Consider the following 21,709-nt stretch of genomic DNA (forward strand, 5'->3'; position numbering starts at 1 on the left):
TTGTTATTTTACAAGAATGCTTATCTTTAAAGGATTCCATTCTTTTCTGCTACGTGACTGGCGCTTGCAGTGGAACAGCAGGGGCCAGTGTTAGTGGGGATGTAGTCGGGCTTACGACTTCACCAGGTTTAATAGCGGTTGGAGCCGGCTGTGTAAATCCGCCGGTATTGCTTAAATAGGCGGCTGATTTAATGATCCCGGCACTCCCAATTTGTAAGATAGAAGAATTGGTGATACCGCCGATTTTGATATAATTGATGTGAATGGATTGTTGAATAAAAAAATTCATAATACCCCACCCATTCATTACATATTAAAGGCATTTGCTTGATCAATCAGCTCTGGATCGTAGGTATTTGTGGAACTCATTCTGTTATTAACATCCAATCTTTCACCGGTATTAAAGGATCCAGCCCCGGAAAATGTTTTCGCAGCTGCAAACGGCATAATCTTATAAACATCGCCAATGTGAAAAACAGAGCTGTTACCCAGTGTAATGACTTGCGCAACTCCAACGATGGCTGGCATAAACAACACCCTTATGTTTTATTTGGTCCTTACCATTCTATGTTTGGGCTCATATAATGTGATAAAAAAGCCCAAATAAACTTATTATCGTGATTTTTATTCAAATAAGGCTCTTACCATTCCTTTTCTTCGTTTTTTTCATTTCCCTATGATATGATAGACAGGATAACAATACATAGGAGGCAGTTATTATATGATTCATGGTCACGTTACGGCTTGGGCGTTAGCTCTCATTTTGTTTTTTGTGGCCCTTTCCTTGCATTCGAGCGGGAAGGCAAAAGGGGCAAAAATTGTACAAATGATTTTAAGGGTGCTTTATCTTGTTATCATCGCAACTGGTGTTGGTCTGCTATTCATGCTGTCAAATATCAGCGTGTTGTATATTTTAAAAGCAGTTGTAGGACTTTGGATTATCGGCCTTTTTGAAATGATTCTCAGCCGCGCAACAGCTAAGCGAAAAACTTCAGTATTTTGGATTCAGTTTGTGATTGCATGGGCCCTTGTTTTATATTTGGGTTTTGTTGAACTGCCAATGTCCATTCTAAACCCTTAAAATTTTTAAGCTGTCGGATTGTTCCGATGGCTTTTTTAGCTATAGGAAATTATAAATTTTCACAAATTTATAATTTCCTAACGCATAAATTCAACTATGCCTCAGTCTTCGTCCTATCAGACTCGCCAATCGGCGAGTTTTCATTTATTTTATTTATTACCATTAATAGGATGACAACTAGGTGTTTTTCTTTTAATATTTTAATAAATAGAGAGGAGTGGAGCCGGTGGTTGTAAAGGTATTTGCTAACCTAAGAGAAATTTGCGGTGGTGTATCCGTAAATGTATTGCCTGAGGGAGATCGGGTCATTGACGTTCTTGATAAATTGGTGGAAATGTTTCCTGCACTAAGGGAGGAAATTTTTACAGAGGAAAAAAAATTGCGGCAATTTGTCCATGTGTTCATCAACGGCAGAAATATCATCCATCTTGATGACCTGGAGACAAAAGTAGTGGATACCGACCAGTTCGCCTTATTTCCGCCCGTTGCTGGAGGATAATATGCTGGTGAAAGAGTTAGAGTTTCGCGGCATCCGTAAAGAACATCTTGGAATGTATTTCGAGGAACTTGGCGCCGAAAAGGTGACGGATTTCTTCCCATATACATATTCAGCAGAATGCTGGACGGGTCAGATTCTATCAGAAGAAATCATATCCATTACATCAACTTTTAAGGTGAATGCTGTTTTTGTTCGTTTTTGTGCAGAAAGTACGAGCGCCCTTGAGGAACTAATCAAAAAATATCGATATAAAACCTCCAGGGTAGGAGGTTAAGAAAAGAGGCTGACTCATAATGAGTCAGCCTCTTTTAAATGAACTATTAAACTAATTGACCTTCATGGTCGATAATCCCTAATTCACGAAGTTTTTCTTCCGTTACAACTCCATCTTTCCATCCGCGTACCTGGTAGTATTCTTCAAGCATGATATCCATGCGGCTTACAAACCCAGCACTATTTCCTGAGGCAGGTTCCTCCGTAAAGCGTTTTGGAAGGAAATCATTTTCTCTCTTGTTAAAGCCGGCAAGGTTATTATAATAGCGTTCAAGATTGTAAATTCTTTCCCCTGCCTTCATTACATCTTCAGCAGTGAGTGAAATACCGGTCATTGCACTATACTGCTCGGCATAATGCTCAGCATTCTCAGAGAAGGAGGAGAACTTACAAATATTCATGGAATCACCAAAGGCCAGCATATCCTGGAATACCTTTAATAATTCGCCCTTTCCTTCTGGCTTTAAGCGGTCGGTAGGCTCCGGAATTCCGGCAATCTCACTTGCCACGGTATAACCGCGCAGGTGACAGGCACCACGATTGCTTGTCGCATACCCAAGACCAATACCCTGAATTCCGCGTGGGTCATAGGCAGGTATGGACTGCCCTTTAACGGACATGGATAATTCAGGCGCTCCAAAATGGGCTGCCGCACGGGCAGGACCTTCGGCAAGAATGCCGCCCAAACCTTCACGCAGAGCAATCTTTCTTGTCAATTCAATCATCGCATCTGCATCGCCCCAGTTGAGTTTGTCGGTAATAATCCCTTTTTCGTAAGCTTCCATTGTTACTGAAAACGCATGACCAAGCTCAATGGTATCAAGACCGTACTCATTGCAGCGGTCAATTAAGTAGGAGATGGCCTCGGAATCGCTTAATAAGCAGTTGGAACCAAGTGACCAAGCAGATTCAAACTCGATGCTTTCAACCCTCGTCTTATACTTGCCATCCTTTACTTCAACTTCAATTTTACAACCGACCGGGCAGGCATGGCAGGTGTTGTTGGCAACACGAAGGTGTGTGTTTACATATTCACCGCTATGCTTTTCGGCTTCTTCCCAGTGAGTGAATTGGGAGTTCTTTGTTGGAAGCGCGCCAACCTCATTGATGATATTGGTTAATACGTTCGTTCCGTATACGGATAAGCCGCCTTTATTTGGAGCGGTCAAACCGCCATCTAAAATCGCTTTCACAGCCTTTTTGTTGGCTTCTTTATATTCGTTTTCAAGCTTTGGCGCCGGCATATTGCCTTTTTGGGCTGCTTTAATGACAATCGCTTTTAATTTTTTATAACCAGCAACCGCGCCTGTTCCGCCGCGTCCTGCAGCCCGATCATGCTCGTTGATGAAGCATGAGAAGCGGACGGTATTTTCACCGGCCTGGCCAATGGTCATGACACTCAGGTCCTTCTCACCGTATTGGTCCTTCATCGTTTTAACAAATTCTCTGGCGCTTGTTCCCCACAGGCTTGAGGCGTCGCGAAGCTCGGCTTTGCCTTCTTCGATATAGAGATAAACAGGCTGGTCACTTTTCCCTTTGATGAGAATATTATCGACACCTGCCCATTTAAGGCGTGCCGCTGTCCACCCCCCCATGTGAGAATCTGTTACGGTACCTGTAAGCGGGGATTTTGTGACAACACAAAGGCGTCCGCTCATCGAGGAGCGTGAACCTGTAACAGGACCAGTCATGATGCAAAGCAGGTTCTCAGATGAGAGCGGTTCCACATCGGGGCCGTTATCTAAAACATATTTAACGCCAAGCCCCCGTCCGCCAATATACTTTTTCGCATCTGCTTCGTTGATGGCTCTGTAATCAATGGTACGAGATGATAAATCGACGACTACTTCTTTGTTTTTAAAACCACCTAAATTCAAGCTAATACCCCTCTTCCTATAAAAATGTATAGCAACATCTCTTATTTTTATATATTTTTTTAATAAGAGATTTCTCCCAAAAATTATCTTTAAATCCAATATTTATTGTATCATTTTTACAATATTTTTAAAATTAAAATTTATGTGATAGTAGGAAATTATGAATTTGATAAAATAGAAATAATTGCAATTCATTAACTTGTAGAAATGGGGCGGTTGGATGAGTAACTTAGAGCGGTATTCGAGACAAATTCTGTTTCGGGCCATTGGAGAAGAGGGACAAAAGAAATTGCTGGAAGCCCGAGTGGTTGTGATCGGAGCAGGTGCGCTTGGGACGGTTATTGCGAATCATCTAGTCCGCTCAGGTGTCGGTTATCTTAGGCTGATTGACCGGGATGTAGTGGAGCTGTCCAATCTCCAGCGGCAGACGCTATTTGATGAAGAGGATGCGGAATTAAATCTTCCAAAAGCGATTGCCGCGCAAAAAAGGCTGAATAAAATTAATTCATCCGTTAAGGTTGATGCTGTTATTGCCGATGTTAATTTGGATAATGCTGAAGAGCTGATAAGTGGGATGGATATAATTGTGGATGGAACGGACAATTTTATGACCCGTTTCTTAATCAATGATGTGGCCATTAAGTATGACATTCCTTGGGTTCATGGGGCGGCTGTCAGTTCAAGAGGAATGTTTGCCGTCATCAAACCAGGGATTACTCCTTGCTATCGCTGTCTATTTCCAGATGTTCCGGAAGGATTGGGCGAAACCTGTGATACTGTTGGCGTTCTTTCTCCGTTAACGGATATTATCGGTTCCTTTCAGGCGATGGAAACCATCAAATATCTAGTTGATGCAAAGACGACTCCTAATCTTGAACAAATCGACATCTGGGATATGACGATGATGCAAATGGATATTTCACAGGGGCGAAATCCTAATTGTCCGGCCTGCGTGGAAAGGAGATTTGACTTTCTGGACCGCTCCTCGGAGCAGCAGGCATCCTATACATCTCTTTGCGGGCGGAACACAGTGCAGGTCAATCCTAGAAGGAAACGGGAGCTAGATTTAAAAACAGTTCGTGCAAGGCTTGTAAACAGCACTCAAGCGGCCGGAAATGACTTTCTCGTCCGATTTTCCCCCGAAGAAGGGATTTCCATTGTCATTTTCAAAGATGCCAGGGTCCTAATCCATGGAACTAACGATATCATCAAAGCAAAATCACTTTATGCCAAATATATTGGAGATTAAATAAAAAAAGGCTGACGACTCAGCCTTTTTTTATTTATGAAATCATTTTTTCAATGATTAATCGCTTGCCAGTGTTAATTGTAAACTCAAACCGGTCGTTGACCTTTTCATAATAATAAAAATGATGCTGGACATTGCAAATGAGCTCTTGATTATCAAAAACCATAAAATTGACCCCATCTTTACGATTCTCATCCGAAAGAAAGGACAAATGATTATAACAGTAAATACAGTCATAAATGGAAAAATCCAAAGAATTCAAGGTCGTGACAAATTGGAAAAAGGCATCATCATTAATTCCATCTAAAAGCCGTTCGAGAGAGTAGATTAAATGCTTCCTAATTCTTACAGTATCATGATCCCGCAGCATCGTTACTTCGTTTCCAATTCTGATGTTGCCTGGTTCATACAATATTCCCTTTTTCCAGCGGTTCATCCGGAAGATTTCAATTTCCTGGTGAAGAAATTCCTCTAACATAGAAGCTTCCTCAGTTTCCTCATCAAAAAATATCCATTGATCATTTATTTGTTCTACGGTCCCTTCTGTATAAGACCGCTCTTGAATATCGTATAGATGGATTCGTTGTTGTCGATTCATCGTTAACCTCCATGCCAGATGCTTTCATTTTCCTTTTTTGACATCTTAAAGGGATTTTATAACTACACCTATTTTAAAAAAATCAATTGAATCGTAAGTATATATACAATCTGACCGATTCCATTTCTGTTATGGACAATTAACCAATTCTTTTGGGCTGAATAGAATAATCACCATCTAGGCAGTAAATTTAACTGCAATCACCGAGAGGAGTACAAATTACATGTGTGGTATCTCAGGATGGGTTGATTTTAAAAAATGGGTTGGAAGAGAACAACATTCAATTGAAAAGATGACGCAAACATTGGCAAAAAGAGGTCCTGATGAAACGAATCTATGGGCAGATACACATGTTGGTTTCGGTCATAAGCGGCTGATCGTCGTCGACCCTGCCGGGGGACGTCAGCCCATGTCCAAACAAAAGAATGGATCAACATATACAATTTGCTACAATGGAGAATTATACAACACCGAAGATTTGCGCAAAATTCTCCTTACTAAAGGATATTCTTTTAATGGTCATTCTGATACTGAAGTACTGTTAAGTGCCTATATAGAATGGGCGGAAGAGTGTGTGAACTATTTAAATGGGATCTATGCCTTTGTAGTTTGGGATAGCAAAAAAGAGCAACTCTTTATCGGACGCGACCGATTGGGTGTAAAACCATTATTTTACAAAGAACATCAGGATGGGGTGTTGTTTGCATCAGAGTTAAAAGCTATCCTTGCCCACCCAGAGGTGAAAACAGAGATTACTCATGAGGGTCTGGCAGAGGTTTTGGGTGTTGGGCCATCGAGGTCGCCAGGGTCTGGAGTTTTTAAAGGGATTAACGAATTACGGCCGGCACATGCCCTTACCTTTTCCAAAAACGGCTTGAAAATTTGGCGTTATTGGAATGTAAAAAGTGAGGAGCATAAGGATAATGCGGAGGAAACAGCGGAAAAAGTACGTTTCTTAGTCAGCGATGCCATCACAAGACAGCTTGTTTCGGATGTACCCTTATGTACCTTATTGTCAGGAGGTCTCGATTCGAGTATCATTACAGCCGTTGCCGCTAAAGGTTTAAAAGAGCAGGGGAAAGGGCAGCTTCAAACGTATTCGATTGATTATGAGGGTAATCAGCAATTTTTTACTGCGAATGAATTTCAGCCGGATTCCGACGAAAAATATATTAATCTTATGACAAATACGTTTCAAACGAAACACCATAACGAAATTATTAAACAGCAGCAATTAGTTGATGAATTAGTGGAAGCTGTTCACGTTCGTGATTTACCCGGCATGGCCGATATAGACTCTTCCTTACTATGGTTTTGCAGACAGATAAAAAAGGATTTTGTTGTAAGTCTGTCAGGTGAATGTGCGGATGAAATTTTTGGCGGCTACCCATGGTTTCATCGCAAGGAAGACTTAGAGCGCCCCGGCTTTCCGTGGATGCGATCGGTTGCGGAAAGGGAAAATTTATTAAAGCCGTTTTGGAAGGACCGGTTAAATTTAAGTGAATATAGCTTGGAACAATATCGTCAGACCATCTCCGAAACGCCTAAACTAGAAGGGGAAAGCTTGGAGGAATCAAAGCGAAGAGAGTTATTTTATATCAATATGATATGGTTTATGAACACTCTGTTGGATCGGAAAGACCGAATGAGCATGGGGGCTAGCCTCGAGGTCAGAGTCCCGTTTGCAGACCACCGAGTAGTAGAATACGTTTGGAATATCCCGTGGGAGATGAAAATGTACTGCGGCAGGGAAAAAGGACTTCTGCGTAAGGCCTTTGAGGGCATTTTGCCTGAGGAAGTATTGTACCGTAAAAAAAGCCCTTATCCAAAAACACATAATCCGGAATATACCAAGGCCGTTCAAAATCAGATGCTGGCTATTTTACAGGATAAGTCTTCAGCTATTCATGAATTCTTTGACAAAGAGCAATTGGAAAAACTGACTCAATCTGGAGGAAAATCGTTCAAAGAGCCTTGGTTTGGCCAGTTGATGACAGGACCGCAATTATTAGCCTACTTTGTTCAGCTTCACACATGGTTTAAGGATTACAATATCAATATCGTAAATTAAATTTGGAATAAAAACTTAATTAGATTAAAATGGATGTAGGGAAGAGGGAATCCTCTTCTCTTTTTATGAGGAGGAAGCTAGATGAACAGGATTATACTCATTTTAATCGCAATTTTACTTGGGGTTTCGTCACCGGCCTATGCAAATGTAACAAAAGAAAATCGACAGTGGCAGGATGAAACCATTTATTCTATTATGATTGACCGGTTTAATAATGGGAATACCCAAAATGATTTCGATGTGGATACAAAGAATCTCGAAAAGTACAATGGCGGGGATTTTCAAGGAATTATCGATAAGCTTGATTACATAAAAGACATGGAATTCACGGCAATTCGCCTGACTCCAATTTTTGATAATAGGGAAAATGGTTATCACGGTTATTGGGTGAAGGATTACTATAAAGTGGACGAGCATTTTGGAACAATGAAAGATTTCGAGAAGCTTGTCAACGAAGCACATAAAAGGAAATTGCGGGTAATAATTGATTTTCCTGCAAATTCAGAGGTAAAGGGCAAAAATTTAATTGATGCCGCCACATGGTGGATCAAGAAAACGAATATTGATGGATACAGCCTCCCAGAAGTCAATAAAGTTCCAATTAGCTTTTGGCGGGAGTTTTCGGCTGCTGTAAAGCAGGAGAAAAAAGACTTTTTATTGATGGGAGTCTCCTCGGGAAACACAGCCGATGACTTGGAAGTTTATCATGAAGCGGGAATTGATAGCTTATTTGATTATAACGAGAGTGAACAGATGAGGCAGGTGTTTGCCACTACAGACCGCTCCTTTCAATCGATTCCTCCTGCAGCGGACAAACAAAACTTAGATGCTCATTTTTTTGATAATGAATTTACCAAAAGATTTACCAAAGATATAGTAGATGAAAGACAATTCCCTGGAGCCAGATGGAAAACTGCCTTAACCTATATTTATACGACACCAGGGATTCCCGTTATGTATTATGGGACGGAAATTGCCTTGACGGGCGGAGATATTCCGGATAACCGCAGGCTGATGAATTTCCGGACGGAAAAAGATCTAATCGACTATATAACAAAGCTTGGTGAATTAAGAAATCAACTGCCTTCCTTAACAAGAGGAACGATGGAAATGCTCTATGAAAAGTCCGGAATGGCGGTTTATAAGCGTGTCTATAAAGGGGAAACATCGATAATTGCCATCAATAATACAAACAAATCCCAAAAGGTTACCTTAACTGGCGATCAAGTGGAAGGCGGCAAAGAGCTTCGCGGCCTCCTGGGCGGAGACCTTGTCCGTAGCAGGGATAATCAATATATTCTAATCGTTGATAGGGACAATTCTGAAATATATGTATTGGCGGAAAAAACAGGCTTTAACCTGAAATTTATTGCTGCGGCAGTGATACCGGGGATACTTGCCATTTGGTTTCTTCTGTTAGTTTTTAGACGGGGTAAAACGAATATCGTAGAATAAAGAGGCTGCCTAAGGACAGCCTCTTTTATTATGTGTGCCAGGCATGACAACTATCTAGGTGGTGAAAGTCCACTGTGGGGGTACACATCGACCAACCACTAAGGAAACGCAAGGCGCTTACCGTGAGGTAGGGGCTGGAGGAAGCGTGGAATAAAATCTTGGCTCGACGAACAGAAATCTGATACCAAGGCTTTATAAAAGGATAAGGCTCCATATCAAGTCAAAGTCCAAAAGATGTGCGTAACTTTATAGAGTAAATCAGGCGAGTAAAAGAGGAAAGATAGTTGTCTTACCCTGGGAGGTCTTGCGGATGTACAGAAATACAGTCGAAAAAGGTTAGCCGCAAGAAGTCAGCAGAAGCCATAGTAATGAATGAAAATTCATGAAGGGCTGAACAATTTATAGTGTTTCAACACCACGAATGCGTGAGTGACGTACTCCGAATGTGTTAATGGCGAAAGTATGAGCGTATCTCAAAGGATAACCAAAAGGGAGCTATCACTTACTACGTGAGAGGGAAGGAGAAACGAGTGTGGAACTTTTAGAACAGATTCTAAGTAATAAAAATATGAATGAAGCCTACTTACGTGTCTATAAAAATAAAGGTGCAAGTGGGGTCGATGGAGTAACGGTCGATGAATTAAAGCAATATCTGAAAGAGAATAAGGATGAGCTGCGTCAGCGTATCAGAACAAGAAAATACCAACCACAAGCTGCCTTAAGAGTGGAAATCCCAAAAGAAAATGGAAAGATGCGCAAATTGGGAATACCAACAGTAGTGGATAGAGTAGTTCAGCAAGCCATTCATCAAGTTCTCAGTCCGATATTTGAAGAGCAGTTCAGTGAATTCAGTTACGGCTTTAGACCAAAAAGAAGTTGTGAAATGGCGATTATAAAAAGCTTGGAAATTCTGAATGATGGACACGATTGGGTAGTAGACATTGACCTTGAAAGATTCTTCGATACAGTCCACCACGATAAACTTATGCGAATCATATCTAACACAATAAATGATAGAGACGTCATATCACTAATAAGAAAATACCTTGTCAGTGGGGTTATGGTGAATGGGAAATATGAAGAAACACCAATTGGGACTCCGCAAGGAGGCAACCTCAGTCCGCTCTTAAGTAATATTATGTTAAATGAATTCGATAAGGAATTAGAAAGTAGAGGACTACGATTCGTGAGATATGCGGATGATGCCCTCATCTTTATGAAGAGTGAAAAAGCAGCGAACAGAGTGATGAAATCAATCGTGAAATTTATAGAAGAAAAATTAGGGTTGATAGTCAATGTCGAAAAGAGTAAAATCTCTCGCCCAAAAGAATTGAAATTCTTAGGATTTGGGTATTACTACGATTTCACAAACAAGAGATACCAAGCGAAACCTCACCCAACTTCAGTACAGAAATTTCAAAGGAAGCTTCGACAACTGACAAAGCGAAACTGGAGTGTTCCGCTAGACTACCGAATATTGAAACTGAAACAAGTCATGTTCGGGTGGGTAAATTACTTTAGAATCGCAAATATGAAAAAATTAACAAGTCGAATTGATAAGAAACTACGCTCAAGAATAAGAGTAATCATCTGGAAACAATGGAAAGTATCGGCAAAACAAATCAAGTCGCTAATTCAACTAGGAATACCCGAAGAAGAAGCGAAAGGATTAACGTTCTGCCGGAAAGGATACCGGTATATCGGGTTATCAAAAGTTGTCCAAAGAGCAATCTCAAACAAAAGACTAAAGCAGAGGGGAGTACCCTCTGCTCTAGAACGTTACCTAAAAGTACACACTGTAATATAAATTGAAACGCCGTATACGCGAACCGTACGTACGGTGTTGTGAGAGGGGCGAAAATAGTCAACCTATTTTCCCTCTACTCGATTACCGATAATTAATAAATTGAACATCAATGGTGAGATCTGCTTCACGAACAAGGGATATGATTTTTTGTAAATCATCTCGGTTTTTGCCACTGACCCGGACTTGGTCATCCTGGACCTGACTTTTGACCTTCAGTCCGCTATTTTTAATAATAGTGTTAATTTTTTTTGCATTTTCCTTATCAATGCCTTGAACAAGTTTGGCTCTTTGACGGACGGTACCGCCTGAGGCCTTTTCGATTTTACTATAATCAAGATTTTTAATCGGGACGCCCCGTTTAATTAATTTGCTGAGCAAAACATCTTTAAGCTGGTCCATTTTATATTCATCGTCAGAAATAAGTACCAATTCTTCTTTGTCTAACGAAACTTCACTTTTACTTCCTTTAAAATCGTAGCGCGTACTAATTTCCTTCATCGTTTGTGTAATGGCATTGGTGACTTCTGAAAATTCAACTTTGGATACAATATCAAATGAGCTATCTTTTGACATGACAAAACCTCCGAATTTGCTAAAGTTTCCCTTTATGTCTACATTATAGTAAAATATAGCAGTTCAAACAACCTAAAGGATAACTCCGAGATGGAAAAGGGGAGTATAAGATAATGGCAATAAAAGAACTTATAGGACAAACAACAACTTTAACGGTAGCCCGTCAAGCTGAGTTCGGCTATTTTTTAACAGATGGCAATGAAGATGTATTGCTTCATAATAATGAAGTGAATCGAGATGTTGCGGAAGGCGACGAAATAGAAGTGTTTATCTATGTGGATTCTCAGGGACGTCCAGCGGCCTCCACGACGATACCTGAAGTGGCCGTCGGCCGCTACGCATGGGTTAAGGTGACAGATGTAAAAGAGGAGATTGGTGTCTTTTTAAATATCGGGTTAATGAAAGACATTCTGCTTGGTGCCGAAGATTTACCGGTGCATAAATCGGTTTGGCCCAAGGAAGGGGATATGGTTTATATAACCTTAAGGGTCAACCGAAATTCTCTTTTGTACGCCAAGCTTGCCAGTGACCCGGTAATCCAGTCTATATCCACAAAAGCTTCGAGAAACGAATTTAATAAAAATGTTCAAGGGTACATTTACCGAACGGCCAAAGTCGGCAGTTGGCTTTACACTATTGAAGGCTTCAAAGGATTCATTCATGAATCGCAGCGTCGGATTGAGCCACGTCTGGGTGAGAAGGTTGAGGGGCGAGTCATCGATGTTAAGGAAGACGGAACGATAAACGTTTCCTTACTTGCCAGAAAACAGGAGTCCCAGGATACTGATGCAGTCAAAATATATGAATATCTGATGAGCAGAAATGGTGCTATGCCTTACAGTGATAAAAGCATGCCAGAAGACATTCAAGAGCGTTTTGGCTTAAGCAAAGCCGCATTTAAGCGAGCTCTTGGTAAGCTCATCAAAGAAGGAAAGGTATACCAGGAAGACTTTTGGACCTACGTCAAGAAGGAGTAGATTTTGGCGTACATACTCTTTTCCAAATTGACAGACACTACTAAGCGAAAGCAGATGGAAAGGGGTAAGAAAATGCCACACACATCCGATAATGATAAAAAGGCACAAGACAATAATGCGTTGCACCATGAAAAAAATATGATGCGAGAAAAAAATCGCCAAGCAGGAAAAAATCAGTACTCGAAGAAAACCGATCATAAATGAAAACTTGCCGATTGGCATGTCCGATAGGACGGTTCATGAGGCGTAGTTTAATTTATGCTATTAACAAAATAAAAAACAGAGCCCAGAGCTCTGTTTTTTATTTATGAAGGAATTTTATTCAAGAAGAAAATGGAGATGGTCCCTGCACCGGTATGGGCCCCAATTGCTGAGCCGATGGAGGAAATATAAACTTCTTTTGGCTGGAATTCCTCCTCAAGCATCGCTTTTACTTCTAGTGCCGTCACTTCATTATCCGCATGACTGATGCCAATGATCTGGTTTGACAAGTTCTCGCCACGTTCATATGCAAGTTCAATTAGGCGCCGGAGCACTTTTTTCTTACCGCGGATTTTTTCAATTGGAACCAGTTTGCCGTCTTCCACATTCAAAATTGGCTTAATATTTAATAAGCCCCCAAGAAATGCTGAAGCTTTTGAGACACGGCCGCCTTTAGCTAAATAATCCAAATCTTCAACCGTAAAAAGATGCTCCATATGGTTTGCTCTAAACTGGACATCTCTTAAGATTTCATCTTTTGCTGCATTTTGTGCTGCAAGTTTTGCTGCTTCCATCACAATTAAGCCTTGACCGAGAGAGGCACATTTAGTATCGACAATGGTTAAATTAAAATTTGGATATTTTTCCTTGACTTGGTCAAGAATCATAACAGCGGTTGAATATGTTCCGGATAGTTCGGATGAAAAGGCTATGTATATTCCGTATTCATTATTTTCCGCCATTTTTGTAAATACTTCCTCAAACAGAAGTGGTGAAACCTGAGAAGTTTTCGGTACTGATCCATTCCGGATAGAATCATAAACCGCTTTCGGGTCTATGCTTTTGACATCTTCATATTCTTCACCGTTAATGAGGACCTTTAAGGGAAGTAATGTGACGTTGTTTTCTTCATAAAAACTTTTAGGTAAATCGCATGCGCTGTCAGCTAGTATTTTTACCTGCATGAAGCTCACCTCATTCAAAATCTTATCATACTCGTTTTAAGTGTATCGGTTTCATCTGGAAAAAACAATTAATTTATTAAGGTTGAAGTAAAAATAAAGGGGGATTTATCAATGGTTTGGCAGGAAACAAAAAAAATCGTCATCGTCATTGTGGGTGCTTTTTTGACTGCCCTTGGAATGAATTTATTTCTTATTCCCGCCAATGTTTATTCAAGCGGTTTTACAGGAATTGCTCAACTGCTTTCTAAAGTATTGACCGAATATACACCGTTGAACATTTCAATGGGGGTCTTGCTGTTGTTATTAAATATCCCGGTTGCGTTCCTAGGATGGAAAAAGGTAGGGAAGTCCTTTACCATTTATAGTTTTCTTAGCGTGGTTCTTTCTTCATTATTTCTGGAGCTTATTCCAATCCATCGGATGTCTCATGATATTTTGCTTAATGCTGTCTTTGGCGGTGTCATTATTGCGGCGGGCGTCGGGATCACCTTAAAATGGGGCGCCTCTACCGGAGGGCTTGATATTATTGCGATGGTGCTTTCAAGAATGAAGGATAAACCGATTGGCCCGTATATGCTTCTCTTGAATGGCATTATTATTATTACGGCCGGTTTTCTATATGGCTGGGAAAAAGCTTTGTACACGCTTGTTTTTTTATACACTTCAACAAGGGTGATTGATGCGATTCATACCAGGCATGCCAAGCTTACCGCGTTTATTATTACGAAAAATGCGGATGAGCTTAAGAAAGCGATTCATAAGAAACTGGTCAGAGGAATCACCATGCTTCCGGCGAAGGGTGCTTTTTCTAACGAAACAAGGGAAATGTTAATGATCGTCATTACCCGCTATGAATTATTTGATTTAGAGAGAGTGATTAAAGAAGTTGACCCCCATGCGTTTACAAATATAATTCAAACAACCGGAGTTTACGGTTTTTTTCGCAGAGACTAAAGGAAAAAGGAGCTCCATATGCGTATATTATGTTGTATCATGTTACTTTTCTTTCCTATGGTAATAAAAACAGATGCAAATGGGGTGGACCAATTGGCATACAAATTTTATGTAATCCCAACAAGCATGCCTGAGCAATTAACGATCGAAATGTTTTTAAAAAATGAGGAGGATTTCCCGCTCCATTTTGAATTTCCCACTTCACAATTTTATGAAATTAAAATTTTTGATACTGCGGGCCGTGAAGTATATGACTACTCAAAAGGCCGGTTTTTCCTTCAGGCGTTTCAAACCATCAGTCTTAAAGCACATGGTAGCAAGAAATGGCTTGAGACATGGGACTATCATTTTATGGGAAAAAGAGTTCCAGCGGGGGAATATACCATCCAAGCCGTTTTAAGGGCAGCAAGCTTGAACAGCAAGCCAGTAACTGACCGCTCGAAACTGAACATAATGCAAAAAATATATGTACCTGAGGAAAATGCTGTTTTCCGAAATATAAAAATATCAGGAACAAAAGGAAACTACCAAGTCAGCGGAGAAGTAAAGTCACCAAACAGGTTGGTTTATTATTCAGTGGAGGATGGGCATAGAGAATTCCTGAGGGAGCAAAAGCTTGATGTTGCCGGAAAAGGTGATAAATGGAGACCTTTTAAGGTAGATATTCAGATTCCAGCTGAAAAGCTTCCAAACCATGGTGGGGTCTTTCTGAATTTTTATGAAAAAAATGCTGAGGGCAAGAGGAGTAATCCTTACCCTGCATTATTAGAAAGATTTGAATGAAAAAAGCGGAAGTCGCCTCCCTAGGTACTTCCGCTTTCCTCATTTACTGTCCAGCTTCAGCGCCTAGGGGCTCGCAGGTCTACAGCCAATCGTCAAGAAGGCTAAAAGGCAGCCTTCTAGCAGGCTCGTCTTATGCCTGTCGCCCCTGTTCAAGGCGCTTCCGCTTTTCTTATTATTGGATCTGGTCAAGCTCTTGTTGCATTTCTTGGAGCTGTCTTTGCTCAGCGACCGTCGAGTTGGCATAAGCAGAACTTAGGGCATTCTTGGCTTTTGCCACTGCTGTGTCACGTTCACCTGGGCCGGCAGTTATTGCCGATTCAACAAATCTACGTGCTTCCTGGAATAAACGGTTACCCATCGTTAAATTCCTCCAAGCGAGGATTCTTGCACATTGGCCATTTTCTGAGCTTCCGCTTCAGCGTAGGTCATGTGATAAGGAATCCGTTCTGAATGCTTGTTGACCGAATCCTTTCCTTGCTGGACAAAGCGTTTTGATTTGTTTGATCTACCCATTCGAATCCCTCCAATATGCTAAAAAGCTCGGATTGAAACAGCTTCGCTGCCTCATCCATAGTATGCTCCAACATTGAGGGGTTCATATAGGTAAACAATGGTGACTAGATGTAATTATTTTAAACGTAACAAATCAGTCAAATATTCTGCGACTCCATCTTCTTCATTGGTAAGGGTAACATCATTGGCGATATTTTTCACTTGGTCAATGCCATTTCCCATCGCAATTCCATAACCGGCATATTCAAGCATTTCTAAGTCATTATCCTCATCACCAAAGGCAATCACTCTTTGTTTGGAGATACCATAATAATCCGCCGCTTTTTTTAACCCTACTGCCTTATTTAAGCCGGACTTAATGATTTCGATAACATGCCATGGGGCAGCCCAACTGCGGTGATCGATGACTTCGGCATGGGCGTCAGATAGATGGCCGCGGATCTTCTTTAATTGGTCTTCCTCTGTATGGATGAGCAGGCTTGTCGGTGAATCCTTCAAATAATTGCTTAAATCACCTGTGGTAATATTGGGATTGCCAAAATTAAAAATCTCAATCAGCTTTTGGTCATGATAATGGAAGTAAACATCATCCATCACTTCAGCAATTATGTTGTGAAAATGAAAGCTGCGGCAGGCCTCCACGATATCTTTTGCCACGCTAATATCAAGCGGCTCATGGAAAAAGCCCCATTTCGGATTCCGGGGATGATGCATGAAGGCTCCATTGAAATTAACAATTGGGGTATCTAAATCCAACTCTCGATAATACATTTCGCTGGAACGATATGGCCTCCCAGTGGCGATCATCACGATATGGCCATCTTCTCTTGCTTTTCTTAAAACTTCCTTCGTTTTTTCCGAAATCGTTTTATCATCTTTTAATAAAGTTCCGTCTAAGTCCAATGCAATTAAATGTCTATCTGTCATTTGAAACCTCTCTTTGGAAGTATTTGTTTCTATTATCAATATGTTATCAATTTATATTAAAACTGTAAAAAAATTCACTTCAAATGTTTCTGAAACGCGCTATACTGGTTTTCGAAATACCTTTTGTTATAATGGTTACAATAAAACTGAACAGGAGTGAAGATAAAATGAATGAAGATCTAAAAGAAAATATAATGGGTGCCCTTGAGCTTGTTATTGACCCTGAGCTTGGCGTCGATATCGTCAATTTAGGCTTAATATATAATACTGAAATGGACGACGAGGGAAAACTGACGGTTACTATGACATTAACAGCAATGGGCTGCCCACTTGCCGGTACAATTGTTGATCAGGTAAAAAGAGCATTGGCTGATATCCCGGAAGTCAAGGATGTCGATGTCAATATCGTCTGGAATCCTCCTTGGAATAAGGACATGATGTCCCGTTATGCAAAAATTGCACTGGGAATTCGTTAAGGAGGACCTTCAGCAGGATGAAAAATAAAGTCATTTTAGTTAGTTCAAATCAGTTGGGTAAAGGCGATCAGGTTTTAGGGGAGAATGTTTTAGAGACTTTCTTTACTGTTTTAAAACAAAGAGAGGAACTCCCAGCAGCTGTTTTTTGCATGAACAGTGGGGTATTAACGTTGACTGAGGATTCCTTTGTATCCGTTCATTTAAAAGAGTTGGAGGATAAAGGTGTTAACATTTTTGCGTGTAAAACCTGTGCCGACCACTACGGTGTTAGCGAAAAATTAACAGTTGGCAAAATAAGCGGAATGGCTGACTTTGTTGAGCTGTCTTCAAAATACGAAGTTTTAACCATCTCATAAAAGCAGAGCGATATGCTCTGCTTTTTATATTCACAAATCGTCCATATAATGAAAGCAGATTGTGAGGTAGTTCACTTTTTTCAAACATAAACACCTTTATAATACGAAGTAATAAGGCTATTTAGTTTGAACTAGCCGTTTTATAGGAGGCGTTTCAAGATGGATTTTAGCCGAGACTTTAATAAAGATCCGTTTATTGTCATTTGGGAACTAACTCGAGCATGTCAATTAAAATGTCTGCACTGCCGTGCAGATGCCCAGTATACGAGGGACCCTCGAGAACTTACGCTTGAAGAAGGCAAGCATTTGATTGATCAGATATATGAAATGAATAATCCGCTTCTTGTATTTACCGGCGGAGATCCGCTTATGAGAGAGGATATTTTTGAAATTACCAAATACGCAGTCTCAAAAGGGGTACGTGTTTCGATGACACCAAGCGCTACTCCTAACGTAACAATTGATGCAATGCGTAAGGCTAAAGAAGTCGGACTTTCTCGTTGGGCGTTCAGCCTTGATGGTCCTACTGCTGAGATTCATGACCATTTTCGTGGGACAGCGGGCTCTTTTGACTTAACAATGGAACGAATTAAATATTTACATGAACTGGAAATGCCGATTCAGATTAACACCGTAGTATCCAGATATAATTACGAACATCTTGATGAAATGGCGAAATTGGTTGAAGAATTAAAATGTGTTCTGTGGAGTGTCTTTTTCCTTGTTCCCACCGGAAGGGGACAGGCATCTGATATGATATCGCCTGTGGAGCATGAAAAGGTGCTAAGATGGCTCTATGATCTAAGCAAGCGAGTTCCTTTTGATATTAAAACCACGGAGGCGATGCATTACCGCCGTGTAGTAATCCAGCAAAAAATGCGTGAAGCCAAAGAACAGACGGAGGAGATCAGCTATTTATCTGCGTTGACAGAAAAAGGCTTAACTGGCTCGATTGATGGCCTAGGCCGTGCACCAAAGGGTGTAAATGACGGCAATGGCTTTGTGTTTATTTCTCATATTGGAGATGTCTATCCGAGCGGCCTGCTTCCGGTTAAAGCAGGAAATATTAGGGAAACCCCTTTGGCGGAAATTTATCGCGAGTCGCCAATCTTTAAGGCACTTAGAAATCCAGATGGATTTAAAGGGAAATGCGGTGTCTGTGAATTCCGACATGTATGCGGCGGCTCAAGATCAAGGGCATACGCCATGACTGGGGATTATTTAGAAAGTGAACCATTCTGCGTTTATATTCCTAAGTCTTTAAGGGAAAAACAAACACAATAAATTTATAGAGGCAATCGATTCTCGATTGCCTCCTCTCAAAAAACTATTCAATGCTGCAATAAACAGTGGAACAATTTTCACAGCCAATTTCATCTTTTAAATATTGCAAATCGAGGACGGTAATTTTACCTCGTTTAATGGAAATGATGTTATCACGCTTCAGCTCACTTAAGATACGGTTTGTACTTTCCCGTGAAGTGCCGCAGAAATTTGCCAGCTCTTGATTGGTCAACGGCAGATCGATTAATATTCCATCACTTTTTGGTACCCCATAGCTATTGGTCATCCGGATTAAGGTTGAAAATAAAGCGCCGCGCTTTCCGTTTAGGACAAGGTCGCGAAATTTTGTCTGCGTTTTGCGGAAGTGATCGCTCATCCACTTCATAAATTCAAAGGCAAGCTTGCTGTTTTGGAAAATTTCACTTTCAAGTACTTCTTTTTTTATTGCCGCGATCTCACCTTCTTCAAGAACTTTGGCACTTAATAAATATTTTGGACTATCAGTGAAAAGGGTTAATTCTCCGCAAATATCGTTTTCTCCGCAAATTCTTAGTGACAACTCCCGCCCATCTGCTGTAATTTTGCTGATTTGAATTTTACCGGAGATAATGACATATAAATCATCAGCAAGCATCCCTTCCTGAAATAGAAATCTTCCCCGTTCACTTTTAAACTTCCGATCAGCAAAATTAAGCAGTTCTTTTATTTCAATTGAATGAGTTGGTTTCATTGTCGTAACCATTTTTCTCCACCCCTGTACTATATTTCTATATAAATAACTTGGATTCGTTAGTAACATTTTATATCAAGATTAGTCACGTAGAAGTAGTAAACAATGACAATATAGTGAAAACTGTACGATTTTTTTTGAGGGAAATATGGATAGTGAAGAAAGTAACAGTATTTTTTTAAACCATCTGTTACAATGGTATTAAAATGAGCTTCTTTATTTATTGGAGTTGATTAAATGGAAAAAACAATCATTACAGATAAATTTAATAGACCGTTAAGGGATTTAAGAATTTCCGTTATCGATAGATGTAATTTTCGTTGTCAATACTGTATGCCAGCCGATCAATTCGGGCCGGATTTTGAATTTCTGCCAAGAAGCGCCCTTCTGACCTATGAGGAAATTGAACGGTTAGCAAAAATCTTCGTGCGGCTAGGCGTGAAAAAAATCCGCTTGACAGGCGGTGAGCCACTGTTAAGAAGGGATTTACCGATTCTCATTGAAAAGCTTGCCGCAATTGAAGGCCTTAGTGATATTGGCTTAACAACAAATGGCGTTCTTCTTCCTAAATTGGCTGCGAAATTGAAGGAAGCAGGCTTGAAGAGAGTGAATATCAGCCTCGATAGTCTTGATGATGAATTATTTGGCAAAATCAATGGCAGGGGAATTGGGACCGGTCCTGTTCTTGAAGGAATTCAAGCTGCTAAAGATGCAGGATTAGGCGTAAAATTAAATATGGTCGTCAAAAAGAATTTAAACGACCAAGACATTATTCCAATGGCTAAATTCTGTAAAGAAAAAGGGCTGGAGCTGAGGTATATTGAATATATGGATGTTGGCTCCACCAATGGCTGGAAAATGGATGATGTTGTGACGAAAAAGGAAATTTACGAAATGCTAAAGGCGGAATTTGAATTGGAACCGGTTGACCCTGCTTACTATGGTGAGGTTGCTAAGCATTATCGCTACAAAGGTACCGATGCCAATGTTGGTTTTATTACCTCCGTTTCGGAATCGTTCTGTTCCAGCTGTACCCGGGCCCGTCTTTCTGCGAATGGCCAGATTTTTACTTGTTTATTTAACGGCAATGGCCAAGATCTTCGTAATTTTATGAGAAACGGCGCATCCGACCAACAAATTTCCGGAAGAATTGCGGAGATTTGGAATGGCAGAAATGATAGATATTCAGATGAAAGAACGGCCGAAACAAACAAAAATCGAAAAAAAATCGAAATGTCCTATATCGGCGGTTAAACAAATTGCAAAGAAAAGAAAACAGCCTGCAATCACAGGCTGTTTTCTTTTCTTAAATATATCTTGGGAATAGAATGTTATTTTCCAAATGAACATGCATAAAGGTTAGTCCTTCGAGATCTTCTAAACGGTTATAAACCAGCCGATACGTACCGCAGGTATCAATCGGCGGCGTAAAGTCGCCGGTAATCTTCCGAAGCTCTTTCAATATGGCGCCGGCATTGTCATGTTCTTTCTCAAGTTCGATTATCATGTTAATCGCTTCTTCGCGATTTTCCACTGTTCCGTCTGCCAGTTTACGAATGATTGGGAATACGGTTTCTTCTTCTTTTGCCATATGTTCTAACATTTCTTTTTTCAATTCCTGGTAGAGCTCATAGACCTTTAGCAATTCAGGATGATTGTCTCCATGAACGCGGGACACCTTTGTCACATAAGGACTAAGCATTTTAAATTCTTCTTCCGTTGCCCGGTGGTAATTAGCGATCACATGGTCAATGATGGTGTTGGAATCAGAGTTAGTCCAAACTTCTAAATCGGTTTCTTTGGACTCATTTTTTTCATAAACCGCTTTTAAATCCTCTAAAATAGAATCGATATCAAGATCGCCTTGGGTTGCAGCTTCGGAAAGCGGGATATTACCGCCGCAGCAGAAATCGATTCGATAACGTTTAAATACATCACTTGTTTTTGGTAATTCGTTTACAATATCTTTAACTAATGAATTTGCCGAAAATGGGAAAGTCATCATGAATATTCCTCCTTGATAAAAGGGTTTTTCTATTTACATTAAGCATAATCGAAAA

Annotated in this window: 26 protein-coding genes; 15 read left to right on the forward strand and 11 right to left on the reverse strand. The window is 40.4% G+C overall.

Features of this window, described 5'->3' with window-relative positions; genetic code table 11:
• Positions 1-49: 49 nt before the first annotated feature.
• Positions 50-289, reverse strand: a complete 240-nt coding sequence (locus QNN06_RS09140; protein WP_213116656.1) for a spore germination protein GerPB — start codon at positions 287-289, stop codon at positions 50-52.
• Positions 290-306: 17 nt separating this feature from the next.
• Positions 307-528 (reverse strand): spore germination protein, encoded by a 222-nt coding sequence (locus QNN06_RS09145; protein WP_213116655.1) that lies wholly within the window; start codon positions 526-528, stop codon positions 307-309.
• A gap of 193 nt (positions 529-721) precedes the next feature.
• On the opposite strand from QNN06_RS09145, the gene QNN06_RS09150 reads away from it, so the two are divergent.
• The 3 genes from QNN06_RS09150 to QNN06_RS09160 all read left to right on the forward strand — a co-directional run bounded on the left by QNN06_RS09150 (position 722) and on the right by QNN06_RS09160 (position 1,854).
• The gene (locus tag QNN06_RS09150) at positions 722-1,081 is read left to right on the forward strand and encodes a YisL family protein (RefSeq protein ID WP_217032964.1); all 360 of its coding nucleotides are present in this window, start codon (positions 722-724) and stop codon (positions 1,079-1,081) included.
• Between the two features lie 226 nt (positions 1,082-1,307).
• Entirely contained in the window at positions 1,308-1,580 is a 273-nt protein-coding gene (locus QNN06_RS09155) for a ubiquitin-like small modifier protein 1 (protein ID WP_213116653.1), read from the forward strand.
• 1 nt (position 1,581) lies between these two features.
• Complete coding sequence (locus QNN06_RS09160; protein ID WP_213116652.1) at positions 1,582-1,854, forward strand: MoaD-like domain-containing protein; 273 nt, start codon at positions 1,582-1,584, stop codon at positions 1,852-1,854.
• A gap of 46 nt (positions 1,855-1,900) precedes the next feature.
• Here QNN06_RS09160 and QNN06_RS09165 read toward each other — a convergent pair whose 3' ends face one another.
• Positions 1,901-3,730, reverse strand: coding sequence for an aldehyde ferredoxin oxidoreductase family protein (locus tag QNN06_RS09165; protein ID WP_213116651.1), 1,830 nt, complete (start codon positions 3,728-3,730; stop codon positions 1,901-1,903).
• 220 nt (positions 3,731-3,950) lie between these two features.
• Between QNN06_RS09165 and QNN06_RS09170 the strand changes: the two genes are divergently transcribed.
• Positions 3,951-4,979 carry a ThiF family adenylyltransferase gene (locus tag QNN06_RS09170; RefSeq protein WP_213116650.1) on the forward strand — a complete coding sequence of 343 codons (1,029 nt, stop codon included), beginning with the start codon at positions 3,951-3,953 and terminating at the stop codon, positions 4,977-4,979.
• A gap of 34 nt (positions 4,980-5,013) precedes the next feature.
• Here the strand turns inward: QNN06_RS09170 and QNN06_RS09175 are convergent, their stop codons facing one another.
• Positions 5,014-5,577, reverse strand: a complete 564-nt coding sequence (locus tag QNN06_RS09175; RefSeq protein WP_213116649.1) for a DUF2777 domain-containing protein — start codon at positions 5,575-5,577, stop codon at positions 5,014-5,016.
• Between the two features lie 223 nt (positions 5,578-5,800).
• On the opposite strand from QNN06_RS09175, the gene asnB reads away from it, so the two are divergent.
• From asnB to ltrA, 3 genes are all read left to right on the forward strand, one after another.
• Positions 5,801-7,648, forward strand: coding sequence for an asparagine synthase (glutamine-hydrolyzing) (asnB, locus tag QNN06_RS09180; protein ID WP_213116648.1), 1,848 nt, complete (start codon positions 5,801-5,803; stop codon positions 7,646-7,648).
• Between the two features lie 81 nt (positions 7,649-7,729).
• Positions 7,730-9,103 carry an alpha-amylase family glycosyl hydrolase gene (locus tag QNN06_RS09185; RefSeq protein ID WP_213116647.1) on the forward strand — a complete coding sequence of 458 codons (1,374 nt, stop codon included), beginning with the start codon at positions 7,730-7,732 and terminating at the stop codon, positions 9,101-9,103.
• Positions 9,104-9,635: 532 nt separating this feature from the next.
• Positions 9,636-10,910: a group II intron reverse transcriptase/maturase gene (ltrA, locus tag QNN06_RS09190; protein WP_284035999.1), complete on the forward strand. Its 1,275-nt coding sequence runs from the start codon at positions 9,636-9,638 to the stop codon at positions 10,908-10,910.
• Positions 10,911-10,991: 81 nt separating this feature from the next.
• Here the strand turns inward: ltrA and QNN06_RS09195 are convergent, their stop codons facing one another.
• On the reverse strand, positions 10,992-11,483 hold the full coding sequence (locus tag QNN06_RS09195; RefSeq protein ID WP_213116646.1) for a YajQ family cyclic di-GMP-binding protein: 492 nt from the start codon (positions 11,481-11,483) through the stop codon (positions 10,992-10,994).
• A 113-nt stretch (positions 11,484-11,596) separates the two neighbouring features.
• Between QNN06_RS09195 and QNN06_RS09200 the strand changes: the two genes are divergently transcribed.
• The gene (locus tag QNN06_RS09200; protein ID WP_213116645.1) at positions 11,597-12,460 is read left to right on the forward strand and encodes a CvfB family protein; all 864 of its coding nucleotides are present in this window, start codon (positions 11,597-11,599) and stop codon (positions 12,458-12,460) included.
• 72 nt (positions 12,461-12,532) lie between these two features.
• On the forward strand, positions 12,533-12,664 hold the full coding sequence (locus QNN06_RS09205; RefSeq protein WP_213116644.1) for a DUF3941 domain-containing protein: 132 nt from the start codon (positions 12,533-12,535) through the stop codon (positions 12,662-12,664).
• Between the two features lie 101 nt (positions 12,665-12,765).
• On the opposite strand, the gene QNN06_RS09210 is transcribed toward QNN06_RS09205, so the two are convergent.
• Positions 12,766-13,626 (reverse strand): DegV family protein, encoded by an 861-nt coding sequence (locus QNN06_RS09210; protein WP_213116643.1) that lies wholly within the window; start codon positions 13,624-13,626, stop codon positions 12,766-12,768.
• A gap of 111 nt (positions 13,627-13,737) precedes the next feature.
• Between QNN06_RS09210 and QNN06_RS09215 the strand changes: the two genes are divergently transcribed.
• Both QNN06_RS09215 and QNN06_RS09220 read left to right on the forward strand, forming a co-directional pair.
• Positions 13,738-14,580 (forward strand): YitT family protein, encoded by an 843-nt coding sequence (locus QNN06_RS09215; protein WP_213116642.1) that lies wholly within the window; start codon positions 13,738-13,740, stop codon positions 14,578-14,580.
• 93 nt (positions 14,581-14,673) lie between these two features.
• Positions 14,674-15,363, forward strand: a complete 690-nt coding sequence (locus QNN06_RS09220) for a BsuPI-related putative proteinase inhibitor (protein ID WP_213116641.1) — start codon at positions 14,674-14,676, stop codon at positions 15,361-15,363.
• Between the two features lie 172 nt (positions 15,364-15,535).
• Here QNN06_RS09220 and QNN06_RS09225 read toward each other — a convergent pair whose 3' ends face one another.
• From QNN06_RS09225 to QNN06_RS09235, 3 genes are all read right to left on the reverse strand, one after another.
• On the reverse strand, positions 15,536-15,721 hold the full coding sequence (locus tag QNN06_RS09225) for a DUF3813 domain-containing protein (protein ID WP_213116640.1): 186 nt from the start codon (positions 15,719-15,721) through the stop codon (positions 15,536-15,538).
• A gap of 2 nt (positions 15,722-15,723) precedes the next feature.
• Positions 15,724-15,876 (reverse strand): hypothetical protein, encoded by a 153-nt coding sequence (locus QNN06_RS09230; protein ID WP_213116639.1) that lies wholly within the window; start codon positions 15,874-15,876, stop codon positions 15,724-15,726.
• Between the two features lie 114 nt (positions 15,877-15,990).
• A complete protein-coding gene (locus tag QNN06_RS09235; RefSeq protein WP_213116638.1) occupies positions 15,991-16,803 on the reverse strand; it encodes a Cof-type HAD-IIB family hydrolase in 813 nt (270 codons plus the stop codon).
• A gap of 167 nt (positions 16,804-16,970) precedes the next feature.
• Between QNN06_RS09235 and QNN06_RS09240 the strand changes: the two genes are divergently transcribed.
• From QNN06_RS09240 to QNN06_RS09250, 3 genes are all read left to right on the forward strand, one after another.
• A complete protein-coding gene (locus QNN06_RS09240) occupies positions 16,971-17,279 on the forward strand; it encodes a metal-sulfur cluster assembly factor (RefSeq protein WP_213116637.1) in 309 nt (102 codons plus the stop codon).
• A 17-nt stretch (positions 17,280-17,296) separates the two neighbouring features.
• Positions 17,297-17,635, forward strand: coding sequence for a DsrE family protein (locus QNN06_RS09245; protein ID WP_213116636.1), 339 nt, complete (start codon positions 17,297-17,299; stop codon positions 17,633-17,635).
• Between the two features lie 159 nt (positions 17,636-17,794).
• Complete coding sequence (locus tag QNN06_RS09250) at positions 17,795-18,919, forward strand: TIGR04053 family radical SAM/SPASM domain-containing protein (RefSeq protein WP_213116635.1); 1,125 nt, start codon at positions 17,795-17,797, stop codon at positions 18,917-18,919.
• A gap of 43 nt (positions 18,920-18,962) precedes the next feature.
• On the opposite strand, the gene QNN06_RS09255 is transcribed toward QNN06_RS09250, so the two are convergent.
• On the reverse strand, positions 18,963-19,661 hold the full coding sequence (locus QNN06_RS09255; RefSeq protein ID WP_213116634.1) for a Crp/Fnr family transcriptional regulator: 699 nt from the start codon (positions 19,659-19,661) through the stop codon (positions 18,963-18,965).
• A 225-nt stretch (positions 19,662-19,886) separates the two neighbouring features.
• Here QNN06_RS09255 and moaA point away from each other — a divergent pair, with 225 nt between their 5' ends.
• Positions 19,887-20,903, forward strand: coding sequence for a GTP 3',8-cyclase MoaA (gene moaA / locus QNN06_RS09260; RefSeq protein ID WP_284037492.1), 1,017 nt, complete (start codon positions 19,887-19,889; stop codon positions 20,901-20,903).
• Between the two features lie 52 nt (positions 20,904-20,955).
• Here moaA and ric read toward each other — a convergent pair whose 3' ends face one another.
• On the reverse strand, positions 20,956-21,651 hold the full coding sequence (gene ric, locus QNN06_RS09265; RefSeq protein WP_213116632.1) for an iron-sulfur cluster repair di-iron protein: 696 nt from the start codon (positions 21,649-21,651) through the stop codon (positions 20,956-20,958).
• Positions 21,652-21,709 lie beyond the last annotated feature (58 nt).

The sequence above is a fragment of the Neobacillus sp. 114 genome (assembly GCF_030127045.1).
Classification (GTDB): domain Bacteria; phylum Bacillota; class Bacilli; order Bacillales; family Cytobacillaceae; genus Neobacillus; species Neobacillus rhizophilus.